The following is a 22,875-nucleotide window of genomic DNA, read 5'->3' as shown; positions in this document are numbered from 1 at the left end:
GCGGCTGCGTCTCGGCGTACTCGCGGCGGATCGCCATCAGGCCGGGCATCTCGTGCTCGGCGAGGGTGATCTCCTTGCGGCCGAAGGCGGCCAGGGAGAGGTCGGCGACCTTGAAGTCGGAGAAGGGGGAAGGCATCCGGCACTCCTGGGGATCGGGTCGGTCGAACGGTCGGGGTGGTGGTCACGCGGCGGTCAGGGGGCCAGGGTCTACCTCGCGTTGAAGTACGTGGCCTCGGGATGGTGGACGACGAGGGCGTCGGTGGACTGTTCGGGGTGCAGCTGGAACTCCTCGGAGAGGACGACGCCGATCCGCTCGGGGCGCAGCAGTCCGGTGATCTTGGCGCGGTCCTCGAGGTCGGGGCAGGCGCCGTAGCCGAGGGAGAAGCGGGCACCGCGGTATTTCAGGGCGAACATGTCGCGGAGGTCTTCGGGGTCCTCGTCGCCGAAGCCGAGTTCGCGGCGCACCCGGGCGTGCCAGAACTCGGTCAGGGCCTCGGTCAACTGGACGGACAGGCCGTGCAGTTCGAGGTAGTCGCGGTAGGAGCCCGCCTCGAAGAGCTCGCCTGCGGCCCGGGAGACCCGGTTGCCCATGGTGACGATCTGCAGGCCGATCACGTCCTGTTCGCCGGACTCCTCCGGGCGGAAGAAGTCGGCCAGGCACAGCCGTCGGCCCCGGCGCTGGCGGGGGAAGGTGAAGCGGGTGCGTTCGGAGCCGTCCTCGTCGCGGAGGATCAGCTCGTCGCCCTTGGAGTTGACCGGGTAGTAGCCGTAGACGACGGCCGGCTCCAGCCAGCCCGAGGTCTGCAGCCGGTCCAGCCACATCCGCAGCCGTGGCCGGCCTTCGGTCTCGACGAGTTCCTCGTAGGAGGGGCCGGTCCCGGCGCGCGGGGCCTTCAGCCCCCACTGGCCCTTGAACAGGGCGTCCTCGTCCAGCCATGAGGCGTAGTCGGCGAACGGGACGCCCTTGACGATCCTGTCGCCCCAGAACGGTGGTACGGGTATCCGGTTGTCCACCGCCACGTCGGAGCGGACGGGTCCGCGGCCGGGCGCCTCCTGCTCGGTGACCTCGACGCGCGGGTGGCGCCGCTGCCGCAGTTCGGGCAGGGCCGCGCCCGGGACGCCGCGCTTGACGGCGACGAGCGCGTCCATCAGGCGCAGGCCCTCGAAGGCGTCCCGGGCGTAGCGGACCTCGCCGTCGTAGATCTCGTGCAGGTCCTGTTCGACGTACGCGCGGGTGAGGGCGGCCCCGCCGAGGATGACCGGGAAGCGGGCGGCGAGCCCGCGCCGGTTCAGCTCCTCCAGGTTCTCCTTCATGATCACCGTGGACTTCACCAGCAGGCCGGACATGCCGATCACGTCGGCGCCCTGCTCCTCGGCGGCGTCCAGAATGGCCGAAACCGATTGTTTGATGCCGATGTTGACGACGTCGTAGCCGTTGTTGGACAGGATGATGTCGACGAGGTTCTTGCCGATGTCGTGGACGTCGCCCTTGACGGTGGCCAGCACGATCGTGCCCTTGCCCGCCGTGTTCCCGCCGTCGGCCGCCTTCTCCATGTACGGCTCCAGGTGCGCGACCGCGGCCTTCATCACCTCGGCGGACTGGAGCACGAACGGCAGCTGCATCTGGCCGGAGCCGAACAGCTCGCCGACGGTCTTCATCCCGGACAGCAGCGTGTCGTTGACGATCTCCAGGGCCGGGCGCTCGGCCAGCGCCGCGTCGAGGTCGGCCTCCAGGCCGCCGCGCTCCCCGTCGACGATGCGCCGTTCGAGGCGTTCCCCGAGCGGCAGTGCCGCCAGTTCCTCGGCCTTCGACGCGGCGCTGGAGGACGCGGAGACGCCCTCGAACAGCTCGAGCAGCCGCTGCAGCGGGTCGTACCCCTCCCTGCGGCGGTCGTGGACCAGGTCGAGCGCGGCCTCGCGGTGGTCCTCCGGGATGCGTGCCATGGGGAGGATCTTGGAGGCGTGCACGATCGCGGAGTCCAGGCCGGCCCGCACGCATTCGTGCAGGAACACCGAGTTCACGACCTGCCGGGCCGCCGGGTTCAGGCCGAAGGAGATGTTGGACAGGCCGAGGGTGGTCTGCACCTCGGGGTGACGGCGCTTGAGTTCGCGGATGGCCTCGATGGTCTCGATGCCGTCGCGGCGCGACTCCTCCTGCCCGGTGGCCAGGGTGAAGGTCAGGCAGTCCACCAGGATCGACGACTCCTCGATGCCGTACTCGGTGGTGAGCTGCGCGATGAGCCGCTCGGCGATCTCCGTCTTCTTCTCCGCGGTGCGGGCCTGCCCCTCCTCGTCGATCGTGAGCGCGATGAGGCCGGCACCGTGTTCGCGGGCGAGTGCGGCGATGCGCCCGAACCGGGTGTCCGGGCCGTCGCCGTCCTCGTAGTTCACCGAGTTCAGCACGGCCCGGCCGCCCAGCGCCTCGAGTCCGGCGCGCAGCACGTCGGGTTCGGTGGAGTCCAGCACGACCGGCAGCGTGGACGCGGTGGCCAGCCGCCCGGCGATCTCCCTCATGTCCGCCACGCCGTCGCGGCCGACGTAGTCCACGCAGAGGTCGAGCAGGTGCGAGCCGTCCCGGATCTGTTCCCGGGCGATCTCCACGCACCCCTGCCAGTCCTCGGCCAGCATGGCCTCACGGAACTTCTTCGACCCGTTGGCGTTCGTCCGCTCGCCGATCGCCAGGTAGGAGGTGTCCTGGCGGAACGGCACCGGCTGGTAGAGCGAGGAGGCGGCCGGTTCGGGGCGGGGCCGACGCGGGGTGACGGCGCGCCCCCGCACGCGCCGGACGACGGCGCGCAGGTGCTCGGGGGTGGTGCCGCAGCAGCCGCCGACGAGCGAGATGCCGTACTCCTGGGTGAACGCGTCGTGCGCGTCCGCGAGTTCGGCGGGGCCGAGGGGGTAGTGGGCGCCGTCCTTGCCGAGCACGGGCAGGCCCGCGTTCGGCATGCACGACAGGCCGACTCGGGCGTGCCGGGCCAGGTGGCGCAGGTGCTCGCTCATCTCGGCCGGGCCGGTGGCGCAGTTGAGGCCGATCATGTCGATGCCGAGCGGCTCCAGCGCGGTGAGCGCCGCGCCGATCTCCGAGCCGAGCAGCATGGTGCCCGTGGTCTCCACGGTCACCTGCGCGAAGACCGGCAGGTCGAGGCCGGCCTCGGCGAGGGCGCGCTTGCAGCCGAGCACCGCGGCCTTGGTCTGGAGCAGGTCCTGGCTGGTCTCCACGAGCAGCGCGTCGGCGCCGCCGGCGATCAGGCCGGCCGCGTTGCGCTGGTAGCCGTCCCGCAGGGTCTCGTACGGAGCGTGGCCGAGGGTCGGCAGCTTGGTGCCCGGTCCGATGGAGCCGAGCACCCAGCGGATCCGGCCGTCCCGGTGGGCGTCGGCGGCCTCGCGGGCCACGCCGGCGCCGGCCGCGGACAGCTCGAAGATCCGGTCGGCGCTGTCGTACTCGCCGAGCGCCGCGTGGTTGGCGCCGAAGGTGTTGGTCTCCACGCAGTCGACGCCGGCCGCGAAGTACGCCTCGTGCACGGCGCGGACGAGGTCGGGCCGGGTGACGTTGAGGATCTCGTTGCAGCCCTCCAGCTGCTGGAAGTCGTCCGGCGTCGGGTCGGCGGCCTGGAGCATGGTGCCCATCGCGCCGTCGGCGACGACCACCCGGGTGGCGAGGGCCTCGCGCAGCGCGTCGGCGCGCTGCGCCTGTGTGAGGGGGCTCATGGCGCACCCACCGGGCTGCGTTCGATCCGGCGGATCGGCTCGGCGGCGCTCACTCGGTGCTCCTGGGTGCCGACGGCCCCCAGGACTTCCGTGGCGAGGGCGCAGCCCCGCTCGTCCGCGAGGAACGCCGGGGACGTCCTGTCGAGGCTGCCCTCGATCGGCTGGTCCGCGAAGTGCCCGGGGCGGACCATCAGATGGTCGGTGGCGATCGGACCGGTGACGGCGATGTGCACGGCGGTGCCTCCTCTGGGCAACGGCGACATGGCGGGAGGTCAGGCCAGCGCGAGGGCGCGGAGCTTGTCCGCCCGGTCGGTGCGCTCCCAGGTGAACTCGGGCAGTTCCCGGCCGAAGTGGCCGTAGGCGGAGGTGCGGGCGTAGATGGGGCGAAGCAGGTCGAGATCGCGGATGATCGCGGCGGGCCGCAGGTCGAAGACCTGGCCGACGGCCTCCTGGATCTTCGGTACGGGGACGGTCTCGGTGCCGAAGGTCTCCACGAACAGGCCGACCGGCTCCGCCTTGCCGATCGCGTAGGCGACCTGTACCTCGGCCCGGCGGGCGAGTCCGGCGGCGACGATGTTCTTGGCGACCCAGCGCATCGCGTACGCCGCCGAGCGGTCGACCTTGGAGGGGTCCTTGCCGGAGAAGGCGCCGCCGCCGTGCCGGGAATAGCCCCCGTAGGTGTCCACGATGATCTTGCGGCCGGTCAGGCCGGCATCGCCCATCGGGCCGCCGATCTCGAACCGGCCGGTGGGGTTGACCAGCAGGCGGTAGCCGGTGGTGTCGATGCCGGCGTCGGCCAGGACGGGTTCGACGACGAACGCGCGGATGTCGGGGGCGAGCAGCGCGTCGAGGTCGATGTGGGAGGCGTGCTGGGTGGAGACGACGACGGTGTCGAGACGGACCGCGCGGTCGCCGTCGTACTCGATGGTGACCTGGGTCTTTCCGTCGGGCCGCAGGTAGGGCATGGTGCCGTCCTTGCGGACCTGGGTGAGGCGCTGGGCGAGCCGGTGCGCCAGTGAGATGGGCAGCGGCATCAGTTCGGGGGTGTCGTCGCACGCGTAGCCGAACATCAGGCCCTGGTCGCCGGCTCCCTGCCGGTCGAGTTCGTCCTGGAGGCCCTCGACACGGTGCTCGTGGGCCTGGTCGACGCCCTGGGCGATGTCGGGCGACTGGGCGTCGATCGAGACGGAGACGCCGCAGGAGGCGCCGTCGAATCCCTTGGTCGAGGAGTCGTAGCCGATGTCGAGAACGGTCGCGCGGACCAGGCCGGGGATGTCGGCGTAGGCCGTGGTGGTGACCTCGCCGGCGAGATGGACCTGGCCGGTGGTGATCAGGGTCTCGACCGCCACGCGGGACCCGGGGTCCTGCGCGAGCAGGGCGTCCAGGACGGTGTCGCTGATCCGGTCCGCGATCTTGTCGGGGTGACCTTCGGTCACGGACTCCGAGGTGAAGAGACGACGGGACACGATTCCTCCGGGAGCTCGCGGGGCCGTGGACTGCTGGGCCCGCACAGGGTGGGAGGGAACTCTTCAAACGGGCTCGAGTTCCGCTCGACGCGGCGGCGGAGCGGGCGCCTCCAGCCAGACCTGAGCGGGACGGCGCATGCTGCCCTGGTTCCGTACGCGGTAACCACGCGGCGACTTCACGGCGACGAGAGAGGTGTCCATGGCGGTGACGACGAGCCGATCACCCATCCGGGTCCTGGTCATCGGCGGCGGTATCGGTGGTCTCTGCGTGGCCCAGGGGCTGCGGCGGGCCGGTGTCGACGTCCAGGTGTACGAGCGCGACGAGTCGGCCGACGGGCGCCGGCAGGGCTACCGGCTCCGGATCAGCCCCGAGGGCGAGGCGGCGCTCAGGGCCTGTCTGCCCCCGCGGCTGACCGAGCTGCTTGCGGCGACGGCGAACGCCCGCGACGACAGCGGGCTGGCGGCCTACGACGAGCACCTGAGGGCGCAGTGGGCGCCGGCCTTCGAGGACCCGCGGGCCGGCCGGGACGACAAGATCGATGCCGTGGACCGGGTGACGCTGCGGCGGATCCTGCTGGCCGGTCTCGACGAGGTCGTCCACTTCGGGAAGAACTTCTCACGCCTTGAACGGACGCCCGACGGGCGGGTGACCGCTCATTTCGCGGACGGCAGCGAGGCCGTCGGTGACGTACTGGTCGCGGCGGACGGCACCAACTCGCGGGTCCGTGCCCAGCTCCGGCCCTGGGACGTGCCCCAGGACCTGGGCATCCGGACGATCTTCTCCCGGATTCCTCGGCGGGAGGCCATCGAGGCAGGGCTGCCGGAGGCGCTGCGGGACCGCTTCAGCTATGTGATCGGCACCGACGGCCACCACCTGGGCCTGATGCCGATGCTGTTCCGCGAGCGCCCGTCGCGGGCGGCTGCCCGGCTGTGGCCGGACGCCGGGCTCCAGGACGGTGACGACTACTACATGTCGGTGTTCAACGTGCACCTGGCGGACCTCGGCCTCACCGACGAGGGGTTCTTCGCGATGAGCGGCGAGGAGCTGTGCGCGCTGGTGGTCGAGCGGACCCGGGCATGGCACCCCGACCTGCGGGAGATCTTCCGGTTCGCCGATCCCGCGACGTCGTTCGCGGTGGCGCTGCGGGCCACCCGGCCCGTGGAGGCGTGGGACACCTGCCCGGTGGTGCCCCTCGGTGACGCGGTGCACGCGATGCCGCCGTCGGGGGGCGTGGGGGCGAACACCGCCGCGCGGGACGCGGCGGCGCTCAGCGGTCTGCTGGCCGCGGTGGACCGCGGGGAGCGTGAACTGGCGGAGGCCGTCGGCGACTACCAGAAGGCGATGGTGGAGTACGCGACCGAGGGGGTGGAGATGTCACTGCGGATCGCGGAGTGGTCGATCAAGCGGGCGCGGGACTGACGACGGCGGAGCATCGCCCGCGTACGGGAGGTACACGGGCGATGCGGCGCGGTACTAGCGCTTGTACACCGGGCCCCTGTCGCCGGCCGGGACCTGGGTGATGTTGTAGTAGACGTTGCCTTTGAAGGTGCTGACGGGGTCGGTGATCGTCGAACCGCCCGGCGCGCCCACGAAGACGTTGTCGTGGTAATTGACCACGCTCTGACCGTAGTTGCCGATCAGTGCCTTGGCGACCGACGTGTGGACGGTGTTGCCGTAGAAGGAGAGGTTGGTCATGGTGACGCCGCAGCCGTTGAAGATCACCGGGAAGGTGAAGCCGTTGTAGCTGGCGTCGTGGTCGTTGACGCTGGCGTTGTACCGGACGACGACGCCGTCGCTCAGCTGGCCGGGCGCGGTGCAGAAGGCCAGGAAGCCGCCGCCGTTGTCGTGGCTGTAGTTGTACTGGTAGGTGACGTCGGAGTTGGCGCCGTCGGCGTCGAAGGCCATCATCGGCGGCGCGGAGGCGCCGTGCGAGACCTCGTTGTACTCCATCACGGCCTTGTCGGAGTTCCAGACCCAGACGCCGGAGTGGTAGGCGGTGGCGCGCAGACCGAAGCCGTCGACGACGTTGTGGTCGATCCTGGGGGCGGCACCGTTCTGCACCACGATGCCGTCGCCGCCCTGGTTCGACAGCCGGTTCCCGGTGATGCGGATGTTGGTCATCGGCACGTAGCTGTTCTCGCCGGCCGGGAACAGGGCGCGCTTGGACCACTGGGACTCGGTGGCGATGCCGTAGCCGTCGGTGCCGGAGACGGTGCTGTTGGACACCGTGATGCCGTCGAAGGTGGTCGGCTTGGCCGAGCCGGCCGCCTTCAGGACGATGCCGCCGCTGTCCTCGTTGTCCGGCCCCGTGCTGTCGATGCCGGTGACGTCGTGCACGTTCACGTTGTCGATGACGTAATGGCTGCCGGTGCCGTAGTCGCTGAGCAGCACGTAGATGCCGGTGCGCGCGGTGGAGTCCGGTGTGGTGGTGTCCGAGACGTCGAGGTTGCGCAGCTCCCAGCCCTGCACGTTGTGCAGGTAGACCGTGGCGCGGGCGCCGCCGCCGGCGAGGAACGCGCGGGCGCTGCCGCCGTAGGTGCTGACCGTGATGGGCGCGGCGGCCGTGCCGGAACCCTTCGGCGCGAGGACGCCGTTGCAGGTGACGCCGCTGCGCAGGAGGACGGAGTCGCCCGGGCCGAAGGTGGTGCCGCTGACCTTGGCGAGGCTGCGCCAGGCGGTCGTGGTGGACGTGCCGGCCGCGGAGTCGTCGCCGGCGGAGCAGTCGACGTAGTACTGCCGGCCGTCGGCGTAGGCGGGGCCGGCCGCGGCGAGCGGGGTGGCGCACAGGGCGAGGACCATCGCCGCTCCCGCGGCCGCTGTTCTCGGTATTCGGGTGGATCGCATGCTTGGTGCTCCTTCTGCTGGCGTGACGCTGTCTCAGCGTGGCTGAGATGGTGCGGTCGCCCGGCCGAGAGCCGCTCGAGCGGGAGTCGAGCCGCCCTCGAACGCGAAGCGGATCACCGGCCACCGGCGGGGTGGATGATCTGGCCGTTGGTGTTCCCGTTCGCCGCCGAACCGAGGAAGACGATCAGTCTGGCCACGTCGTCCGCCGTGCTCAGACGGCCGCTGGGGGTGTCCGCGACCGCCTTCTCCAGGAGCGCCGGGTCGACCGCGTCGAGACTCTCGGTGAGCGTGCCGCCGGGCGCGACCACGTTGGCGAGCACGCCGTCGCCCGTCCACATCAGGCCACGGACGAAGCCGTGCAGGGACGCCTTGGCGGCGCTGTAGATCTCCGAGCCGGGATTGCCGTACGTCGCCGTCACCGAGGACAGCAGCACGATGCGGCCCCAGCCGCGTTCGCGCATGCCGCCGAGGGCCTGACGCACCGTCCAGAGGTGACCCTCGACGTTCTCCCGGTAGCGGCTCAGCCAGAAGTCCATCGGGAACTCGTGGTACGGCACCATCTCCTCGGGGTTCATCCACACCCACGTCTGGGCGTTGGCGACCACCACGTCGACGCCGCCCCACCGCTCCTCGACGGCGCTCACCGTCGCGGCGACCGATGCCGGGTCGGCCAGCTCGTAGGGGAGCGCGCAGGCGCGGTCGGCGCCGCCGAGTTCCTCGACCAGTTCCTTCGCGGCGCGCTCGGACCGGTTGTACGTGACCGCGACCCGCGCGCCCTCGGCGGCGAAGGCCTTCGCGGTGGCCCGGCCGATACCTCTCGTGGCGCCGGTGACCAGTACTCGTTTGTCCGTCAGTCCCAGATCCATGGCATGTCCCCTCGTACGTCGTGCGGCAGGGGCCCGTCAGCCGGGTCCCTGCCCCACCTTCGGGAACGGCGCTCGAGCGCGGCTTGACCGGATATGGAGCTGCCGGCCGCACAATTCGCGCCGGATTCACGTCATCGATTCCCGAAAGGCCCGGCCATGGACCCCACTCCCGCGGACAGACTGCGCTGGTACGCCCTCGCGGCGATCCTGACCACCCACTGCATGGACCTGCTCGACGGCATGATGGTGAACACGGCCGCTCCGGCGATCGGCGAGGGGCTGCACGGCAGCTACGCCGTCCTGCAGTGGATGGGCGCCGGCTACGCCCTGGCGTTCGCCTCCCTCCTGATCACCGGCGGGCGGCTCGGAGACATCGCCGGCCGCAAGCGGATGCTGCTGATCGGCACGGCGGGGTTCACCTGCGCCTCGCTGCTGGCGGGGCTGGCGGTGAACCCGGGGATGATCATCGTCGCGCGGATGGCGCAGGGGGCCTGTGCCGCGGTGATGGTGCCCCAGGGACTCGGCATCATGCGCGAGCTGTTCCCGCCGCGCGAGTTGCCCAAGGCGATCGGTCTGATGGGCCCGGTGGTGGGCATCGCCGCGATCGTCGCGCCGGTGCTGGGCGGTGCGCTGACGACCGGGAACCTGTTCGGTCTCGGCTGGCGCGCGGTGTTCTTCGTCAATCTGCCGCTCGGTGTCCTGGCGCTGTTCGGCGCTGTTCGGTACATACCCGACCAGCCGCCCGCCGACGGGGCGTCGGTACGCCGTCTGGACGGGATCGGCACCGCGCTGGCCGTCGGCGCGATGGTCCTGGTCGCGTACCCGCTGATGCAGGGGCGCACGGAGGGCTGGCCGGCGTGGTGCTTCGTCAGCATGGCCGCGGCGCTGCCGGTGCTGGTCGTGCTCGGCGTCCACCAGGGCCGGCGGGCACGGGCCGGCCGGGTTCCGCTGATCGAGCCGCGCCTCGTCCGCGACGGCGGGTTCGTCGCCGCGCTGCTGCTGGGCGTGCTGTACTACACGGCGCTGAGCGGCATGATGTTCGCGCTCCTGGTCCAGCTGCAGACCGCGCACGGCTTCACCGCCCTGGGCGCCGGCCTGGCCATGGTGCCGTGGACGCTCGGCTCCGCCGTCGGATCGGCCGTCGCCGGGAACCTGCTGGTACGGCGCTTCGGCGGCCGGCGCACCCTGCTGGGCGGCCTCGCGCTGCTGGTGGTCGGGGCGGTCGGGGTGATCACGGTGGTCTCGCGCGGCCACGCCGTCACCACATGGCAGCTGCTGGTTCCGCTCTCTCTGCTCGGCCTCGGCATGGGCGGCGTGCTGACCCCGTACTACGACATCTCGCTCTCCATGGTCTCCCTGCCGGAGACCGGCGCGGCCTCGGGCCTGCTCAACTCCTTCCAGCAGCTGGGCAACAGCATCGGCTACGCGCTGCTGGGCACGGTGTTCTTCAGCTACCTGCCGGACGCCCGGTACGGCGCCGACGGCGCCCTCCGCGTCACCTTCTGGCTCGCCGCCGGTCTGCTCGCGGCGGCCTTCGTGACGGCCTTCTGGATGCGCCCCCGCACCCAACGGGCCCAGCCCGGCCCGGCGAGCCGAACGGATCTGGTCCCGGAGGGCCAGATGTGACTCCGGCTCCGGACAGACCCGCGTGCCCCGCCTCCCGCCGGTGTCCCGGTGGGGGGCGGTGGCGCGTCGGGGAGCCGCCGGAGGGCGTGACGCCGGTGCGCGCGGGTCCGGGCGGATCAGCGCAGGGCCGGGCGGGTCATTCCGGCGTCGATGGTGTAGTCCGAGCCGGTGATGCTCGGGACCCTGCCGGAGGCGAGGAGGACGACCAGGGTGGCGACTTCCTCGGGTTCGATGATGCGGCCGGTGGCCAGACCGGTCATCTTCGGGACGGCCTCGATGAACTCCTCGGGGGTGAGTCCGGCGCTGCGCGCGGTCTGCGGGTTGGTCCACACCCGGGTGCGGACCGGGCCGGGCGAGATGGTGTTGACGCGGACGCCCTTGGGAGTGAACTCCGCGGCCAGCGACTTGCCGACGCTGGCGAGCGCGGCCTTGGCGGCCGAGTAGTGGCCGAGACGCGGGTCGGCGAGGGTGGCGTTGATCGAGCCGATGTTGACGACGGCGCCGCGGCGCTCGACCAGGCTGGGCAGTGCCTCGCGGGTGGTGCGGATCGCGGTGAGGACGTTCAGGCCGAACGCCTCGCGCCAGGTGTCGTCGTCGATGTCGAGGAAGCCCGCGGCCAGTTTCACGCCGCCGCCGACGTTGTTCACCAGGATGTCGATGCCGCCGAACTCGCTCAGCGCGTGCGTGATCAGGGTCCGTGCGCCGTCCTCGGTGGCCAGGTCGACGGTGCGGGTGTACGGAGTGGCGGCGCGCAGGTCGGGGCCGACGGTGCGGGAGCCGCCGAGCACCCGCGCGCCCGCTTCGGTGAGGGCGCGTACGCAGGCCAGCCCGATCCCGCTGCCGGCTCCGGTGACCACGGCGGTTCTGCCGGTCAGGTCGAATCGCATGGCTACTCCTGTGTCGTGGATGAGTGTGCGGCGAAGAAGCGTCCGGTGGGGCCGCCGTGCGGCTGCGTCGCGACGTCGGCGATGTACCGGGCGGCCTGCTCGGGAGGCTGGTGGGGGCCCGGCATCATGCGGGTGCGGACGCGGCCCGGGTTGACGGCGTTGACGCGGACGCCGGTGCCCTCGGTGGTCGCGGCGAGCATGGTGGTGAGGCCGTTGAGCGCGCTCTTGGACAGCGAGTAGCCGGGGGTGCCGGGGAACAGCCGGCCGCCGAACTCCGAGGTGGTGCCGCTGGACACGACCAGGGCGTGGCCGCTGCCTCGCCGGACCATGGCCGGCACGAACTCCTGCAGCACCCGCCAGGTGCCCAGCAGGTTCACCCGCAGGGTCCGTTCGACCAGCTCCAGCGGTACGGCGAGGGGCTCGGTGCCCGCGTCGAGCAGCACGCCGGCGTTGCACAGCAGGATGTCCGGCGCGCCGACGGTCTTCGCGGCGCGCGCGACGCTGTCCGGGTCGGTGGTGTCGAGGTCCGTCCATCGGGTGCCGAGCTCTGCCGCGGCGGCGCGGGCCTGGTCGGGGTCGCGGGCGGTGAGCACGACGTCCAGGCCCCGTCGGTGCAGTTCGGCGGCGACGGCGCGGCCGATACCGCGGTTGGCGCCGGTGATCAGGGCGGTGCCGGTGGTCATCGGTTCTCCTGGGGTCCGGCGCCGGTCAGTGCAGGCGCACGTGCAGGTGTTTGACGCTGTTCATGAAGTTGGTCTCCGGGCGGGCGGGGGCCTCGACGAGTTCCAGCCGGGGCAGCAGGTCGGCGACGCCGTCCAGGAACTCGCGCAGCTCCAGGACCGCCAGGCCGTTGCCGATGCACACGTGCGGTCCGCCGCCGCCGAAGCTGAGCTGAGGGTTGGGCGTGCGGCCGAGGTCGAACCGGTCGGGATCGGTGAACACCCGCTCGTCGCGGTTGGCGGAGCTGTACCAGACGACGACCTTCTCCCCCGCCGCCACCGGCTGCCCGGCGATCTCGGTGTCGGTGACGGCGCGCCGGGCGAAGTGGGTGACCGGTGTGACCCAGCGCAGCACCTCGGCGGCGGCGCCCGACAGCATGCCGCGGTCCTCGCGCAGCCGGGCGAGCTGATCGGGGTGGTCGAGCAGGGCCAGGACGCCGCCGGTGACGGAGCAGTAGGTGGTCTCGATGCCCGCGGTGATGAGCGTGGAGGCGAACAGGCCGACCTCGTCCGGGGTGAGCCGGTCGGGCAGGCCGAGCCGTTCGGCGCCGTCCAGGCGGGCGTTCAGCAGCAGCGAGAAGCAGTCGTCGGCGGGGTGGGCGGCCCGGTGGTGGGCGAAGTCGTGCAGGTAGGCGTGGATCTGCTGAAAGGGGTTGGGCCCGGCGTCGTCGCCGTACTCCTGGTCGCCGAGGTTCACCGTCCGGCGGGCCCAGCCGAGCATGGTGGCGCGGTCCTGCCGCGGGATGTCGAGCAGTTCGAGCAGCACCTCGAAGGGCAGGCGCAGGGCGATGTCCTCGGCGAGGTCGAACTCGCCCTTCTCCCGGGCCTCTTCGAGGAGGGAGTCGACGATGCCGCGGATCGGGGCCCGCAGGGCGGCCAGCCGGGCGGGAGCGAACACCTTGAAGGTCAGCTTGCGCACCCGGGTGTGCTCGGCGCCGTCCAGGAACGTGATGATCGGCGGGCTCGGGTCGACCTTGCGGATCGAGGTCATGGTGGTCGGGCTGGAGGAGAAGGTCCGCGCGTCCCGGGAGACGGCGGACACGTCCCGGTGGCGCACCACGTGCCACAGCGGCTCGCCGTCCGTGTCGGTGCCGCGGCTGACCGGCGCGGAGTCGCGCAGGTGGCGGAAGTGCTCGTACGGGACGCCGTCGGCGAAGGACTTCGGGTCCATCAGGTCGAGGTTCCGGACGGTCATCGCGCGCCCCTTCCGGTCGGCCGCGCGGCCGGTGCGGCGCAGGCGTCGGCGAAGGCGAGTTCGTGGTGGATGCCGAGGGTGAAGTGAGTGGTGATCAGGCGGCGTTGCGCGGGTGTGGACCGTTCGCCGAGGCGGTCGGCCAGCTCGGCGAACGCCTCGACGGCGAAGCGGTACGACTCGCCGGGGTGGTAGGCGGTGATCCAGGGCAGGTAGCGGTTGCCCGGTACTGCGTGGTCGCGCAGGTGGTCGGAGACCTCGGCGTTGAACCAGACCATGGGCAGCAGCGCTCCGACGCCGGCGTGGTACGAGGAGGCCGCGGAGGAGGTGAAGAAGGCGGCATGGACCGCCACCGCCGGCGCGACGGGCTCCTCGACGGAGTCCGGCTCGGGCAGGCCGAGGCCGGGGGCGAGGGCGGCATGGGCCGCGCGCAGGCCGTCGCGGGCGTCCAGGGTGCCGACGACGGACTGGCCCAGCAGGCGGGCTCCGGCGTCGTCGGTGGCGTCGGCGGCGCAGCGGGCCAGCGCGCGGGCGTAGGCGGGCAGCAGGTACGCGGTGTCCTGGTGGACGAACCGGGCCAGCGCCGCGGCGGGCAGCGTCCCGTCGCGCAGGCCGGTCCAGAACGGATGGTTCAGCACCTCGTGCAGCACCGGTGCGCAGATCTCGCGGAGCTCCTGCCGCATCGCTCTCCCTCTCGCCGTGTCGTCCGTCGGCTCGGGACGGTAGTGACGCGCGCTCGAAGGAGGCTGGTGCCGCTCTCGACCGGTCAGCCGGCTCCGGGTCCGGCGAGGCCGGTCAGTTCCTCCCACGACCAGCGCAGGCGTCCGGCGCGCAGGTCGTCGGTGACGGCGCCGAGCCAGCGCAGCTCCGCCGCGGCCATGGCGCGCTGATACTCGGTCTCCAGCCAGATGACGCGGCCGAGGCCGTCGTCGTCCTCGTCGGCGAGCCGGGCGTCCAGGGCGTCCACGGTGCGGGCGAGGGCCGCGGCGCGGCCGTCCAGGACGGGCAGCGCCTCCTCCGGGGTGAGCATCAGCGCGAAGGAGAGCGCGACGGGGAACTGCGGATACTCCGGCTTGGGCGTGCCGAGCATGTCGAGCAGCCACTCACGGGCGACCCGGCGGCCCTCCTCGGTGATCCGGTAGACGGTGCGCTCGGCGTACTGCTCGTCGCGCTCCACCTCGTGCACCTCGACCAGCCCGGCGGCGACCAGCCGCTCGACGGTCCGGTGGATGCTCGTGCGCTGGCCGACGTTGACGACCTGGTCCTTGCCCCACTCCTTGATCAGCCGCTGCATGCCGTACGGGTGCAGCGGTCGGTAGTGCAGCAGCGACAGGACGGTCAGGGCGAGCGGGGAACTGCGCGGCGCTGAGGCGGACATGGCAGCAGTCTAAGCCTCACCGTAACTAGTTGCACTGACACTAGTTGCTGTGTAACCATGAGGAGCCGGAGAAAGAGCCGGCAAGACGGCAGAACGGCACGGAGAAGACACGACGGGTCGACGGAAAGGACCACCGACATGACCACCACCGAGCGCATCACCGCCCGTGGCATCGTGACCAAGCGGCTGGGCACATGGACGGCCGCCGACGCCTTCGACGTCCGCGGCCAGGACGCGGGCGTCGTGCTCGACCTGCGCGCCCCGGACGTCCCCGAGGACCTGCAGATCACCGTGGACCTGCGGCACAGCACCCTGAAGCTGCTGGTGGGCGACGGCGACGTCCTCGACGAGGGTGACGTCACCTGGCCCGCCAAGGGCCGGCTGAAGGACGCCCAGGGCCCCGACGGCACGACGGGCCGCCGGATCCACCTGTACGGCACCGCCCTCGACAGCGAGATCCGGGTCCACCGCGGCGGCGTGGCCATCGTGTCCGCGATGCTCTCCCGGGAGTACCTGGACGACGCCCGGCGCGCGCTCAAGGAGCGCCGGCACACCACCGTCGACGACCCGTCGCGCGGCTAGGGCCTGCCCGACCCCGATCCGCCGGACAGGCCCTGGGCCGCCGCTACCAGGCGACCGGGAGCGAGTGCACCCCGTGGAACACCTTGTCCTCGCCGGCCGTCGGGACCCGCTCCGGCAGGACGGCGAGGCGCAGGCCCGGCAGCCGGCGCAGCAGCGCACGGAAGGCCAGCTTCATCTCGAACCGGGCCAGTTGGGCGCCCAGACACTGGTGCACACCGTGCCCGAAGGCCAGGTGAGGCGCCTCGTCGCGGGACAGGTCCAGCCGGTCCGGAGCGGTGTAGGACGCCGAGTCGCGGTTGGCCGAGGCGAGCGAGACGATCAGCGTCTCCCCTGCTCGCACCGTCTGCCCGGCCACCTCCAGGTCCTCGCGGGCCGTACGGGTCAGCCCGAACTGGACGATGGTCAGATAGCGCAGGAGTTCCTCGACCGCGGTGTCCCACAGGCTCTCGTCGGCCCGCAGCGCCGCCAGCTGGCCGGGATGCTGGAGCAGCGCGAACGCCCCGAGTCCGAGCATGTTCGCGGTCGTCTCGAGGCCGGCGATCAGCAGCAGCGCGCCGATGCCGACGACCTCCTCGTCCGCCAGCGAGCCGGCCCCGTGCAGCAGGTCGCTGAGGATGTCGTCGCGGGGCCGGACCCTGCGGTCCCGGACCAGCTCGGCGAGGCCGCCGTACAGCCCGTCCCGGGCCTCGCGCAGCGGCTCCTCGGCGGTGTCCAGGGACAGCATCGCGAGGATCCAGCGCTGGTAGTCCGGGCGCTCCGCCTCGGAGATGCCGAGCATCTCGGTGATGACCCTGGTCGGGATCGGCTGCGCGAACCACTCGACCAGGTCGGCGGGCGAGCCGTGCTCGATCATCCCGGTCAGCTGCTCGTCGATGATCTGCTCCAGCCGGGGCGTGATCTCACGGCAGCGTTTGCGGGTGAAGTAGCGGCTCACCTGCCGCCGGTAGCGGCTCTGCTCCGGCGGGTCCAGCGCCGAGAAGACCCCGGGCGGCACGTCCAGCTCCTCCTCGGGGAGCGGGAGTTCGGTCGCCGGCGTGACCTGGATCAGCGGCGGGCTGGTCCGCGGGTCCGCCAGCGCGGCCCGTACGTCCTCGTACCGGGTGACCAGCCAGCCGATCCGGCCGCCGGGCAGCCGCAGCCGGCTCATCGGCCGTTCGGCGCGCAGCCGCGCGTACTCCTCGGGCGGGTCGAACGGGCAACCGCGCCGCGCCGGCAGGGTCATCGGGTCGGGAAGCGGCATCGACATGGGCACACCTGTCCTCTGAGCCTGTGAACCTCTGAACCTCTGTGGTCCTCACGCGGTCCCCGGCGGGCGGGGGCCGCGGAGCCGCTCGTCACACCGGCCGGTACTCGAGGAGCGCGACGTCGCCGGGCGCCGGATCATTGGCCGGGGCGAATCCGGCGTCGGCGGCCAGCCGGTTCCACTCCGCGCGACCGCGCTCCCGGCCGCCGAGCACGGCGAGCGACTCGACGTCGATCAGCTTGCCGATGTCCCACTCGCCCGGGCCGCGCAGCAGGTTCTCCACGATCAGCAGCCGGGCGTCGGTGGCGCCGATCGCCGCCCGGATGCTGCGCAGGATGAGCACGGCCTTGTCGTCGTCCCAGTTGTGCAGCGTGTTCTTGATGAAGTACGCGTCGCAGCCCGACGGCACCTCGGTGAAGAAGTCGATCGGGGCGACGGTGACGCGGTCCTCCACACCGGAGCCGTCGAGGACCTCCTTGGCCTCGGCGACGGTGTGCGGCTGGTCGGCCAGCACTCCCGTGGTGCCGGGGTTGCGGCGCAGCAGCTCGACGAGGAAGTGGCCGCGCCCGCCGCCCACGTCGGCGATCCTGGCGAACCTGCCGAAGTCGAACTCGTCGAAGACGCGCTCCGTGCCGGGGTAGCGGTTCTGCAGCATCGCCCGGTCCAGCACCGCCGCCTTGTCGGGGTTGGCCTTCGTGTACGCGTAGAACGGCATACCGAAGGCGTGCGTGAACGCCGATCCGCCGGTGCGCAGGGTGTGCGCGACGTCCTCGTAGGGACGCCAGAGCATCGGGTCGGAGGCGAACAGGAACATGTCGCGGATGCCGCCCTCGGCGTCCGAGACCAGGCCCTCGGAGACCGGCAGCAGCGCGAAGCGGCCGTCCTCGCCCTCGTGGAGCACGCCGGCGGCGGCGACGGCCCGCAGCACCCGGTACAGGGCGTCGGGGTCGGTGCCGGTCGCGGCGCTGAGCTCGGCCACCGTGCGCGGGCCGTCGGCCAGCGCGTCGGGCACCTTGACCTCCACGATCGCCCGTAGCGCACCGATCGCCCACTTCGCGTAGACGAATCCGAGCACCTGCTGGCGCGGCGGCAGGCCGCGGTCGAACCATCCGTCCATGCCCGCGGGCTGCGGAGGGCCGTCCTGCGCGTTCATCCTTGTCCACCTCTCGTCGGGGGGGCTCCGGCCGCCGACAGCCTCCCGGCGCCGGCTCGAATCCGGGTGGAACGGTGCTCGGTCGCAGCGGCGGGTTCCACCGGCGGTCGAGGAGTACTCGAAGCGGCTGCCGGACGCTCGGGGCGGTAGCGCCAATCGACGAAGGGGACGCCTATGTGCGGCATCACGGGCTGGGTGGACTTCGGACAGGACCTCTCACGGGAACGGCCGGTGCTGCAGGTGATGACCGACGCCCTGGCCGCCCGCGGCGTCGACGGCCAGGGGCTGTGGCTGAACGGCCACGCGGCGCTCGGGCACACCCGGACGGCCGTCATCGACGTGGCGGGCGGCGCGCAGCCGCTGGCGGTGGAGGAGGACGGCCGCACGGCGGCCGTGATCGTGCACAACGGCGAGATCTACAACTTCCAGCAGCTGCGCGGCGAACTCCAGGCACGCGGGCGCCGGTTCCGCACCCGGACGGACACCGAGGTGGCGCTCCAGGCGTACCTGGAGTGGGGGCCGTCCTTCGCCTCGCGCCTCGAGGGCATCTTCGCGTTCGCCATCTGGGACGTGCGCCGCGAGGAACTGGTGCTGGTGCGTGACCGGCTGGGCGTGAAGCCGCTGTTCTACACCGCCCTCCCGCAGGGCGTGCTGTTCGGCTCCGAGCCCAAGGCGCTGCTCGCCCACCCCGCGGTCCGCCCGGTGGTGGACCTGGAGGGCCTGCGCGAGCTGTTCACGGTGGCCAAGCAGCCGGGCCGGGCGGTCTTCCGGGACATGCGGGAGCTGCTGCCCGGCCACACGCTGACCATCGGCCGCAACGGCGCGCGGCTGCGCACGTACTGGACGCTGACGGCGCGCGAGCACACCGACGACCTGCGGAACACCGTGGGCACGGTGCGCGATCTGCTGGACGACATCGTGCGGCGCGAGCTGGTCGCCGACGTGCCGCTGTGCACCGCGCTCTCCGGCGGCCTGGACTCGAGCACGGTCACCGCGGTCGCCGCCGGCCTGCGGTGGAAGCAGGACGGCGAGCGGATCCGGACCTTCGTCACCACCTTCGACGGCTACGTGGAGAACTTCCAGAAGGACGACGTGCGGTTCTCGCCGGACGAGCCGTACGCGGCCGAGGTCGCGGCGCACGTCTCCTCCGACCACGTCAACATCAGGCTCGCCCCGGACGCCCTGATGGACCCCGGCACCCGGCTGGACGTGGTGCTCGCGCAGGACGCCCCGTCCACGCTGGGCGACATGGACACCTCCAACTACCTGACCGCGCGCGAGATCAAGACCCACTCGACCGTGGCGCTGGTCGGCGAGGTCGCCGACGAGATCTTCGGCGGCTACAACTGGATGTTCAAGCCGGAGTGCGTGGGCGCCGACGTCTTCCCCTGGGTGGTCAACGAGGGTCTGCACCCGAGCAACCGGGGCGGCCAGGGGCGCGACCTGTTCGCCGTCGGCTTCCTGGAGAAGCTGGACATGGCGGGCCACTACGCCGACACCTACCGCGAGGCGGTCGCGCAGGTGCCGCACCAGACGGGCGAGAGCCCCGAGGAGGCCCGGATGCGCACCATCGGCCACCTCACCCTGACCCGGTGGCTGCCGATGCTGCTGGACCGCGGGGACCGGCTCTCCATGGCGCACGGTCTGGAGCTGCGCGTGCCGTACGCCGACCACCGGCTGGTGGAGTACCTCTACAACACCCCGTGGAGCTTCAAGACCTTCGACGGCCAGGAGAAGTCCATCCTGCGGGCCGTCGCCCGGGACCTGCTGCCGGCCTCCGTGCTGGAGCGCAAGAAGAGCCCGTGGCCGGTCACCCAGGACCCGGCGTACACCCGGATGCTCCACGCGGAGCTGGCCGCCCTGGCCGCCGACGACAGCGCGCCGATCCAGCCGTACCTCGACCACGAGGCGGTGCGGCGCACGCTGGACCACCCCGGCGACGCGCACGACTGGCCGAGCCGGATGCACCTGGAAATGGCCCTTCAGTTCAACACCTGGCTGCGCCACTACGGCATCGAACTGGCGATCTGAACGGAGACCCCTATGACCGACCTCGCGCCCGAACCGCTCGATCCCCGCATCGCACACGCCCAGGAGGTGTACACGCGCGGGAAGCTGGCGATCTACGACAAGTGGGTGCTGGGGCTGTTCTGCTCAGCGGTGTGGCGCTGCCCGGCGCACGTGATGCGCCGCCTCTACGACACCTCCGTCGGCCGGCGCCATCTGGACATCGGGCCCGGCACCGGCTACTTCGTCGACAAGTGCCGGTTCCCGGACCCCGATCCGGAGATCACGCTGCTCGACCTCAACGAGGAGTGCCTCGAGATGTCGGCGGCGCGGATCGCCCGCTACCGGCCGCGGACCTGCCGGGCCAACCTGCTGGAGCCGCTGCCGCTGCCCCCGCAGCACTTCGACTCGGCCGCCATGAACCTGGTGTTCCACACCATCCCCGGTGGCTGGGACGGCAAGGGCGTCATCCTCAAGCACGTCGCGCAGACGCTGCGCCCCGGCGGCGTGCTGTTCGGCACGACCGTGCTGGCCGAAGGCGTGCCGATGAACCGGCTGACGCACAAGCTGCTCCTCGAGCAGCACCGGCGCGGCAACTTCCAGAACCAGGGCGACGATCCGCAGGGTCTGGAGCGCCAGCTGGCGAAGTACTTCCCGGAGTACCGGGTGCGCATCCGCGGCGCGGTCGCGGTGTTCCGGGCGACGGCCGGCTAGGGCCCGTCTTTCGGATCAGGCCCCGCGAGCCCGGCAAGATCCGAAAGACAGGCCCTGAGGCCGGCGGGGAACGCCGAGGGCGCCGGTCCCGCGTGGGACCGGCGCCCTCGTGGTGTTCAGGCGGTGACGGAGAGGACCTGGCGGAGCGCGTCGGTGAGCGCCGCCGCCGGGTCGGCGGGAAGCTCCTCGCCGCGCCAGGCGACGTAGCCGTCGGGGCGGACCAGGACCGCACCGCCCCGGCCGAGGCGGTAACGGGTCGCCCACTCGGACTCGACGTCGGTCAGCTCGGCGCCCGAGGCGGCCGGGCCGACCCGGTAGGCACGCACGGGCACCGAGGCGCGCGCCGAGGCCTCCGCCGCCGCGCTCTTCCACTCGTCGCCGGAGGGACCGGTGAGGAGGACGAACGCGTCGTGGAACAGGTCGTGCGCGCCGATGCGGCGGCCGTCGTGGTCGAGCCACAGGTGCGGTGCGCGGGTGCCGGGCCTGGCGTACTGGTCGACCTGTTCGCCGATGACACCGGTGTGCTCCGCGCCGATCATCGCCGAGGAGCGGTACCGCTGGGCCAGGATGCACAGCGTCGGCTCCAGCGGGTCCTCCTGCGGGGTGGGCCCGAAGCGCGACTCCTGGCTGCGCACGGTGAGGTCGGCCAGCTCCACGGCGACGGCGCGCCGCTCGTCCTCGTAGCTGTCCAGCAAGCCGTCGCCGGCCTGCCCCTTGACCACCGCGGCGAGCTTCCAGGCCAGGTTGTGGGCGTCCTGCACCGCCGAGTTGGCGCCCAGCGCGCCCGCCGGCGGCCAGACGTGCGCGGCGTCGCCGACGAGGAAGACGCGGCCGGCGCGGTAGCGGTCGGCGACCCCGACCGCCTCCTCCCAGGAGGCCTTGTCGATGACCTCGACCGGAACGTCCCGGCCGATCAGGGCCTGGGCCGCGGCGGCGCACCGCTCCAGGGTGTAGTCCTCCGGAGACTCCTCGGCGGGGTCGTAGGTGAGCGCGACGCCCCAGTGGTCCGGCAGGGCGTGGGTGACGAATCCGCCGGCGACGCCGTCGCCGCCGATGATCCAGAACAGCGCCGTCTTCTCGATCAGGTCCGACAGGTCGGCCTTGACGACGAAGGAGACGTAGGAGCGGATCGTGCCGCGGCCGGTGCGCGCGATGCCGAGGCCGTCGCGGATGGTGCCCCGGTAGCCGTCGCAGGCGACCAGGTACCCGGCCCGCACGGTGCGGCGCTCGCCCGTGCCGCGGTCCTCGATCACCGCCGTGACGCCGTCCGCGTCCTGCTCCACCGACACGCACCGGGTGTTGTGCCGGATCTCGGCGCCACGGGCGCGGGCGCTCTCGGCCAGGACCGGTTCCACGGTGCTCTGGTCGGCCATGCCGAACTCGCCGGCGGTGAACTCGGGCAGGGCACGCGGAGAGTCCTGCGCCATGATCCAGTGCCAGTCGGAGCTGAGGTTCGCGCAGCGGACGACGCCCGAGTCGGCGTCGAAGGGGCGGCCGGCCTCCTTGATCTCCGCTTCCAGGCCGAGCGGCCGGTAGATCTCCATCGTACGGGGGTTGATGCCGCGGGCACGTCCCTGGACCGCCACACCGGCGTGCCGGTCCACGAGCAGCGACCTCACTCCCTGGTGCGAGAGGAAGAGCGAGGTCGCCAGCCCGGCATAGCCGCCGCCGACGATCAGTACGGGCACGGTCTCGTCGTACGGGGTCACTTCATGCATTCCTTTCCGATGTGGTTTCGGCCCAGCTCTGCAGCCGCCAGGCCGCCTCGCAGAAGGCGAGTTCGTACAGCGCTCCGTGCAGGAAACCGTCCTCCAGGAGAGCGAGTTCGGCCTCGGACGCGGTCGCGGCGAAGTCGTCGACGAGCGCGAGGTAGGCCTCGACGTAGCCGTCGAAACCGTCTCCCGGGCAGTACTGGGCGATCCAGTCCGTGTAGCGCGTGCCGGGCACCAGGCGCCGCCGCAGCTCGACGCAGACCTGCTGGTGGAACCAGGTCATCGGCAGCAGGCCGCCGATCGCCTCGGCGAAGGAGGCGGTCGAGACCGCGGTGAGGAAGGAGGTGTGGGCGAGCGTCGTCGGACTGATGCCGTCGGCCGGTTCCGGAGTGTCGAACCGGTCGGCCAGCACGTCGAGTTCGCGCGCCATCCGGTCGAGCGACTCGAACGTCGCGCCGGCCGCGCCCGCCAGGAGCGCTCCCTGCTCGGGGCGCTGCGCGACGGCGGCCGTACGGGCCAGGGCGCGAGCGTAGGCGGGGACGGTGAAGCGGAAGTCCTGTTCGGCGAAGTGCCGGAGGACCTCGGGCGGCAGGGTGCCGTCGCACAGGCCCGTCCAGAAGGGGTGTGTGTGCACCTGCGCGAGCAGCGGCTCGGCACGCGCCCATAACCTCTGACGCAACGTCATGCGCCTCGTCCCCCTCCTGCCCCGTCGGGCGAGTTCTACCAGGTGTGGATCCCCTCGAAACTCGACCACGTCGATCGAGTACGGCTCGAGTC

Annotated in this window: 20 protein-coding genes; 5 read left to right on the top strand and 15 right to left on the bottom strand. The window is 72.0% G+C overall.

The window, feature by feature from the left end:
• The 4 genes from ACFYX3_RS34240 to metK all read right to left on the bottom strand — a co-directional run.
• Window positions 1-136 (bottom strand): adenosylhomocysteinase (locus ACFYX3_RS34240; protein WP_389022009.1); only part of this gene is annotated, 136 nt, incomplete at its 3' end.
• Between the two features lie 71 nt (window positions 137-207).
• Window positions 208-3,708: a methionine synthase gene (gene metH / locus ACFYX3_RS34235; protein WP_389021994.1), complete on the bottom strand. Its 3,501-nt coding sequence runs from the start codon at window positions 3,706-3,708 to the stop codon at window positions 208-210.
• Window positions 3,705-3,941, bottom strand: coding sequence for a hypothetical protein (locus ACFYX3_RS34230; RefSeq protein WP_389021991.1), 237 nt, complete (start codon window positions 3,939-3,941; stop codon window positions 3,705-3,707). Before ACFYX3_RS34230 ends, metH begins: the two co-directional genes overlap by 4 nt.
• Window positions 3,942-3,980: 39 nt before the next feature.
• Window positions 3,981-5,174 carry a methionine adenosyltransferase gene (gene metK / locus ACFYX3_RS34225; RefSeq protein ID WP_376583314.1) on the bottom strand — a complete coding sequence of 398 codons (1,194 nt, stop codon included), beginning with the start codon at window positions 5,172-5,174 and terminating at the stop codon, window positions 3,981-3,983.
• 205 nt (window positions 5,175-5,379) lie between these two features.
• Between metK and ACFYX3_RS34220 the strand changes: the two genes are divergently transcribed.
• A complete protein-coding gene (locus ACFYX3_RS34220; protein WP_389021986.1) occupies window positions 5,380-6,594 on the top strand; it encodes an FAD-dependent oxidoreductase in 1,215 nt (404 codons plus the stop codon).
• A gap of 54 nt (window positions 6,595-6,648) precedes the next feature.
• Here the strand turns inward: ACFYX3_RS34220 and ACFYX3_RS34215 are convergent, their stop codons facing one another.
• Together ACFYX3_RS34215 and ACFYX3_RS34210 are read right to left on the bottom strand one after the other, a co-directional pair.
• Window positions 6,649-8,019, bottom strand: coding sequence for a right-handed parallel beta-helix repeat-containing protein (locus tag ACFYX3_RS34215; RefSeq protein ID WP_389021983.1), 1,371 nt, complete (start codon window positions 8,017-8,019; stop codon window positions 6,649-6,651).
• A 113-nt stretch (window positions 8,020-8,132) separates the two neighbouring features.
• The gene (locus tag ACFYX3_RS34210; protein ID WP_389021980.1) at window positions 8,133-8,885 is read right to left on the bottom strand and encodes an SDR family NAD(P)-dependent oxidoreductase; all 753 of its coding nucleotides are present in this window, start codon (window positions 8,883-8,885) and stop codon (window positions 8,133-8,135) included.
• A gap of 156 nt (window positions 8,886-9,041) precedes the next feature.
• Here ACFYX3_RS34210 and ACFYX3_RS34205 point away from each other — a divergent pair, with 156 nt between their 5' ends.
• Window positions 9,042-10,511 carry an MFS transporter gene (locus tag ACFYX3_RS34205; protein ID WP_389021977.1) on the top strand — a complete coding sequence of 490 codons (1,470 nt, stop codon included), beginning with the start codon at window positions 9,042-9,044 and terminating at the stop codon, window positions 10,509-10,511.
• A 116-nt stretch (window positions 10,512-10,627) separates the two neighbouring features.
• On the opposite strand, the gene ACFYX3_RS34200 is transcribed toward ACFYX3_RS34205, so the two are convergent.
• The 5 genes from ACFYX3_RS34200 to ACFYX3_RS34180 all read right to left on the bottom strand — a co-directional run bounded on the left by ACFYX3_RS34200 (window position 10,628) and on the right by ACFYX3_RS34180 (window position 14,687).
• Window positions 10,628-11,398, bottom strand: a complete 771-nt coding sequence (locus tag ACFYX3_RS34200) for an SDR family NAD(P)-dependent oxidoreductase (protein WP_376583305.1) — start codon at window positions 11,396-11,398, stop codon at window positions 10,628-10,630.
• 2 nt (window positions 11,399-11,400) lie between these two features.
• Window positions 11,401-12,081: an SDR family oxidoreductase gene (locus ACFYX3_RS34195; protein ID WP_116157682.1), complete on the bottom strand. Its 681-nt coding sequence runs from the start codon at window positions 12,079-12,081 to the stop codon at window positions 11,401-11,403.
• A gap of 25 nt (window positions 12,082-12,106) precedes the next feature.
• The gene (locus ACFYX3_RS34190) at window positions 12,107-13,312 is read right to left on the bottom strand and encodes a cytochrome P450 (RefSeq protein ID WP_376583301.1); all 1,206 of its coding nucleotides are present in this window, start codon (window positions 13,310-13,312) and stop codon (window positions 12,107-12,109) included.
• Window positions 13,309-13,992 carry a TenA family protein gene (locus tag ACFYX3_RS34185; RefSeq protein WP_389021972.1) on the bottom strand — a complete coding sequence of 228 codons (684 nt, stop codon included), beginning with the start codon at window positions 13,990-13,992 and terminating at the stop codon, window positions 13,309-13,311. The genes ACFYX3_RS34190 and ACFYX3_RS34185 overlap by 4 nt, the downstream gene beginning before the upstream one ends.
• 83 nt (window positions 13,993-14,075) lie before the next feature.
• Window positions 14,076-14,687, bottom strand: a complete 612-nt coding sequence (locus ACFYX3_RS34180) for a PadR family transcriptional regulator (RefSeq protein ID WP_389021969.1) — start codon at window positions 14,685-14,687, stop codon at window positions 14,076-14,078.
• Window positions 14,688-14,825: 138 nt separating this feature from the next.
• On the opposite strand from ACFYX3_RS34180, the gene ACFYX3_RS34175 reads away from it, so the two are divergent.
• Complete coding sequence (locus ACFYX3_RS34175; protein ID WP_389021966.1) at window positions 14,826-15,269, top strand: hypothetical protein; 444 nt, start codon at window positions 14,826-14,828, stop codon at window positions 15,267-15,269.
• A 43-nt stretch (window positions 15,270-15,312) separates the two neighbouring features.
• Here the strand turns inward: ACFYX3_RS34175 and ACFYX3_RS34170 are convergent, their stop codons facing one another.
• Window positions 15,313-16,515 carry a cytochrome P450 gene (locus ACFYX3_RS34170; protein ID WP_376583294.1) on the bottom strand — a complete coding sequence of 401 codons (1,203 nt, stop codon included), beginning with the start codon at window positions 16,513-16,515 and terminating at the stop codon, window positions 15,313-15,315.
• An 88-nt stretch (window positions 16,516-16,603) separates the two neighbouring features.
• Entirely contained in the window at window positions 16,604-17,665 is a 1,062-nt protein-coding gene (locus ACFYX3_RS34165; protein WP_389021962.1) for a methyltransferase, read from the bottom strand.
• Between the two features lie 174 nt (window positions 17,666-17,839).
• Between ACFYX3_RS34165 and asnB the strand changes: the two genes are divergently transcribed.
• Both asnB and ACFYX3_RS34155 read left to right on the top strand, forming a co-directional pair.
• Window positions 17,840-19,696, top strand: a complete 1,857-nt coding sequence (asnB, locus tag ACFYX3_RS34160; RefSeq protein WP_389021959.1) for an asparagine synthase (glutamine-hydrolyzing) — start codon at window positions 17,840-17,842, stop codon at window positions 19,694-19,696.
• 12 nt (window positions 19,697-19,708) lie between these two features.
• Entirely contained in the window at window positions 19,709-20,386 is a 678-nt protein-coding gene (locus tag ACFYX3_RS34155) for a class I SAM-dependent methyltransferase (protein ID WP_352029295.1), read from the top strand.
• A 116-nt stretch (window positions 20,387-20,502) separates the two neighbouring features.
• On the opposite strand, the gene ACFYX3_RS34150 is transcribed toward ACFYX3_RS34155, so the two are convergent.
• Window positions 20,503-22,095, bottom strand: coding sequence for an FAD-dependent oxidoreductase (locus ACFYX3_RS34150; protein WP_389021955.1), 1,593 nt, complete (start codon window positions 22,093-22,095; stop codon window positions 20,503-20,505).
• Window position 22,096: 1 nt separating this feature from the next.
• Window positions 22,097-22,783: a TenA family protein gene (locus ACFYX3_RS34145; protein ID WP_389021952.1), complete on the bottom strand. Its 687-nt coding sequence runs from the start codon at window positions 22,781-22,783 to the stop codon at window positions 22,097-22,099.
• Between the last annotated feature and the right edge of the window lie 92 nt (window positions 22,784-22,875).

Origin of the sequence: Streptomyces sp. NPDC002463 (assembly GCF_042889835.1) — a bacterium.
Classification (GTDB): Bacteria; Actinomycetota; Actinomycetes; order Streptomycetales; family Streptomycetaceae; genus Streptomyces; species Streptomyces nymphaeiformis.
Note: the sequence above shows the minus strand (reverse complement) of the source record. Positions and strands in the feature narration are given on the sequence as shown.